Source organism: Streptomyces reniochalinae (genome assembly GCF_003323735.1).
In the GTDB taxonomy this organism is placed as follows: Bacteria; Actinomycetota; Actinomycetes; order Streptomycetales; family Streptomycetaceae; genus Streptomyces; species Streptomyces reniochalinae.
On record NZ_QOIM01000051.1, the window covers coordinates 1 to 4,596 of the forward strand.

A 4,596-nucleotide genomic window follows, 5' to 3' on the forward strand; every position below is an offset into this window, starting at 1 on the left:
CGACCATCCCGCCGGAACCCGAACCCGTGACCACACCAGGCCAGACCTCACCCCCGGCCAGCTTCTCCAACCCCGCCAACAACTCCACCCGACCCGCACCCACCACCACCGCACGATGGTCGAGACTCGCCCGCCCGGTCACGAGCGCACTGCCCACCGCGCGCGGATCCAGATCGGGCTCACCGGCGCACCACTCGCGCAGGCGCGCGGCCTGCGCGCTCAGTGCCTCGGCGCTCGCGCCGGACACCAGCCACGGCACGAAGGGAAGGTCGGGCACGTCTGCGGTGGACGTCTCGGCGGGCGCTTCAGCGGCCCCCTCGATGACCACGTGCGCGTTGGTGCCACTGATGCCGAACGAGGAGATGCCGGCCCTGCGCGGCCGGTCGCTGGTGGTCCACTGGCGTGCTTCGGTGAGCAGCTCGACGGCCCCGGCCGACCAGTCCACATGCGAGCTCGGCTCATCGACATGCAGGCTCCGGGGCAGCACACCCCGCCGCATCGCCATCACCATCTTGATCACACCCGCCACACCGGCGGCCGCTTGCGTGTGACCGAAGTTCGACTTGACCGAGCCCAGCCACAGCGGCCGGCCGGCGGGCCGGTCCTGGCCGTACGTGGCGATGAGGGCCTGCGCCTCGATGGGGTCGCCCAGCGTCGTTCCCGTGCCGTGCGCCTCCACCGCGTCGATGTCCGAGGGAGACAAGGCGGCGTTGGCGAGCGCCTGCCGGATGACCCGCTGCTGGGAGGGGCCGTTGGGTGCGGTCAGGCCGTTGCTGGCACCGTCCTGGTTGACGGCAGAGCCCCGCACCACGGCAAGGACCGGGTGCCCGTTCCGCCGCGCGTCCGAAAGCCGCTCCACCAGCAGAACACCCACGCCCTCGCCCCAGCCGGTGCCGTCCGCCGACGACGCGAAGGCCTTGCACCGCCCGTCGGGTGACAGACCCCGCTGGCGGGAGAACTCCACGAACGTGCCGGGGGTCGACATCACGGTGGCGCCGCCGGCCAGCGCGAGATCACACTCACCGCTACGCAATGCCTGTACCGCGAGATGCAGGGCAACCAGCGACGACGAGCACGCCGTGTCCACCGTCACCGCGGGGCCCTCGAACCCGAACGTGTAGGAAACCCGCCCAGAAAGCAGACTTCCCGTACTCGTCGCCCCAGGAATTCCCAGGCCGTAGTCGTGGTACATCAGCCCGGCGAACACACCGGTCCGGCTGCCACGACGCGAACGCGGGTCGACACCAGCACGCTCGAACGCCTCCCACGACGTCTCCAACAACAGACGCTGCTGCGGGTCCATCCCCAGAGCCTCACGGGGAGAGATCCCGAAGAACCCGGGGTCGAAATCGCCGGCCTCATACAGGAAACTGCCGGCGCGCGTGTAGCTCTTACCCGGCACTCCCGGCTCCGGGTCGTACAGCCGGTCAAGATCCCAACCCCGATCGGTCGGAAACTCGGAGACCGCGTCCACCTCGTCCTCGACCAGGCGCCACAAATCGTCAGGCGAGGACACTCCACCGGGGTAGCGGCAGGCCATGCCCACGATGGCGATCGGCTCGTCGTCCACTGCTCGGACAGCGACCACCGAGCTGTCCGATGCCGACGCGCCACCGAGTTGCTCGTCCAGGTACTCGACAACGGCCTGGGCATTCGGGTAGTCGAACACCAGCGTCGCGGGGAGCCGGAGGCCGGTCGCCGCGTTCAGCTCGTTACGCAGCTCGACCGCGGTCAGCGAGTCGAAGCCCAGGTCCTGGAACGCCCTCTCCGGCTCGACCGCCACCGCCGAGGTGTGCCCAAGAACAGCCGCCACCTTCCCCCGCACCAACTCCAACATCACACGGGCACGCTCACCGGCATCCAGCCCCGACAGCTGACGCCCGAACACCGACTCCTCACCACCACCGACAGCAGCACGAGCCGCCCGACGGGCCCGCGGCGGCGCCAGGCCCCGCAGAAGCGCCGGCACATCCGCCCGGCCACGCAACGCCGGAACATCCACCCGCAACGGCACCAACAGGGCCTCGGACGAAGTCAGCCCGGCATCGAACGCCGCCAACCCCTCCTCAACAGACAACGCCGGCAACCCCTGACGACGCATCCGCTCCATATCCCCCGCATCCAACAACCGCGTCAACCCCGTATCCGCCTCCCACAACCCGAACGCCAACGACGTCCCCACCAAACCGAGCCCACGGCGATAAGCCGCCAACCCGTCCAAGAACACATTCGCCGCCGCGTACCCACCCTGGCCCGCCGGCAACACCAACCCACCCGCCGACGAGAACAACACAAAGAACGCCAGATCCAACTCACACGTCACCTCGTGCAAGAACCACGCCCCATCCACCTTCGCCCCCAACACACCTTCCACACCCTCCCGAGTCAGCGACTCGACCAACCCCGCATCCCCCACCCCCGCCACATGCACCACGCCCCGCAACGGAAACTCCGCCGGCACCGACCCCACCAGCCGCTCCACAGCATCCCGGTCCGCCACATCACACGCCACCACCTCAACCCGAGCCCCCAACCCCTCCAGCTCGGCAACCAACTCCCCCGCCCCCGGAGCCTCCATCCCCCGACGGCTCGCCAACACCAGACGCCGCACACCATGCTCAACCACCAAAGAGCGCGACGCCAACGCACCCAGACCACCCGTACCACCCGTCACCAACACCGTTCCCTCCGCGCCCACCACCGGGCCCTCACCCACAGCCTCATCCACCGACGCCGGCACCTCAGCCCGCACCAGACGAGGCACCAACACCTCACCCGCCCGGACCGCCACCTCCGGCTCACCGGACGCCAACACTCCCGCCAACACCGCACCCGACTCCACACCACCGTCCACATCCACCAGCACGACCCGCCCCGGATGCTCCGCCTGCGCCGCACGCACCAAGCCCCACACCGGCGCCACAGACGGCACCACCTCATCGTCCGACCCCACCGCGACAGCACCCCGCGTCACCACCACCAGACGAGACTCCGCGAACCGCACACCACCCAAAAACTCCTGCACCAGATCCAACACGCCCCCCACCGACCGCCGCACCGCACCCACCACGTCTCCCGAACCCACTTCACCGCAGCACTCCGACACCACCCACGAAGGAACCTCCTCCAACGCCCCCACCTCAGCAAGGTCCGCACACTCCGCGACACCCTCCACCCCGGGCACCGCGCCGACCGCCACAACCCCGTCCAACGACCCACCAGCAACCGCACACCGCGCCCACTCCACCCGGAACAACGCCTCATTCCGGGCACCCAACTGCTCCGCCGACACCGGCCGCGACACCAACGACTCCACCGTCAACACCGGGGCACCCGCAGCATCTGCGAACGCCATCGCACCACTCACCCGCGAAATCCGCACCCGCAACCGCGAAGCACCCGCGGCATGCAACCGCACACCGGACCACACGAACGGCAACACCGTCTCCGCGTCCCCACCACCCACGACCAACAACGCATGCATCGCCGCGTCGAACACAGCAGGATGCAAACCAAACCGACCCGCATCAACAACCCCGTCCTCAGGCAACTCCACCTCAGCAAAAACCTCATCCCCCCGCTCCCACACCGCACGCAACCCCTGAAACACCGGGCCATACACATAGCCCCGACCCAACAAACCCTCATACACACCCGACACATCAACAGACACAGCACCAACCGGCGGCCATTCCGTGAGGCCGACGTCAGGAGTTGATGTGTCGGCGGCCAGCACGCCCTCCGCGTGCAGCGTCCATGCGCCGGCCACGTCGTGTTCGTCGCGGCTGTGGATGGTCAGCGTCCCGTCGCCGACGGCGATCCGCAGCTGCAACGCGCTGTCGTCCGGTATCACCATGGGTGCCTGAAGTGTCAGTTCCCGCACCTCGGGGAGCCCTGCCTCGTGTCCGGCCTGCAACGCCAGCTCCAGCAGACCCGTCCCGGGTACCAGCACGGTGCCCAGCACCTCGTGGTCGGCCAGCCACGGATGCGTGGCCAGAGAGATCCGCCCGGTGATCGTCATCCCACCTGTGTCGGGGGTCGACACCACTGCTCCGACCAGCGGGTGATCGATGGTGGTCAACCCGACGGCCGACACGTCACCGCGAGCCGCCCCGGACTGGAGCCAGTACCGTTCGCGCTGGAAGGCGTAGGTCGGCAGATCGATGTGTGTCGCCACGTCTCCGAAGTGGCTGGTCCAGTCGACGGGCACACCTGTGGTGTGCAGCCGGCCGAGCGCTTCGATGAACGCCTGGGCCTCGCCGCGGTCCTTGCGCACGGCCGGCACGACCACCGCCGCCTCGTCCAGACTCTGCTGAGCCAGCCCCGCCAAAACACCATCAGGCCCGATCTCGACGAAGACCGACGCGTCCGCGGCGGTGACACCATCGGCGAACCGCACAGCCCGGCGCACCTGATCGACCCAGTAACCCGGGTCGGTGAGCTGCCCCTCGACAACCAACTGCCCCGTGACAGTGGAGACGATAGGCAACACAGGCTCGTGATAACTGAGCGTCGCGGCCACAGCCGCGAACTCCTCCAACATCGGATCCATCAACGGCGAGTGGAACGCATGGCTGACCCGCAACCGCCGAGCCC

The 4,596-nt window shown here is 68.8% G+C and carries 1 pseudogene; it reads right to left on the reverse strand.

Annotation, left to right across the window (positions count from 1 at the left end):
* Nucleotides 1-4,552, reverse strand: a pseudogene (locus DQ392_RS31845) (SDR family NAD(P)-dependent oxidoreductase); the annotation flags it as partial.
* Nucleotides 4,553-4,596: the final 44 nt, after the last annotated feature.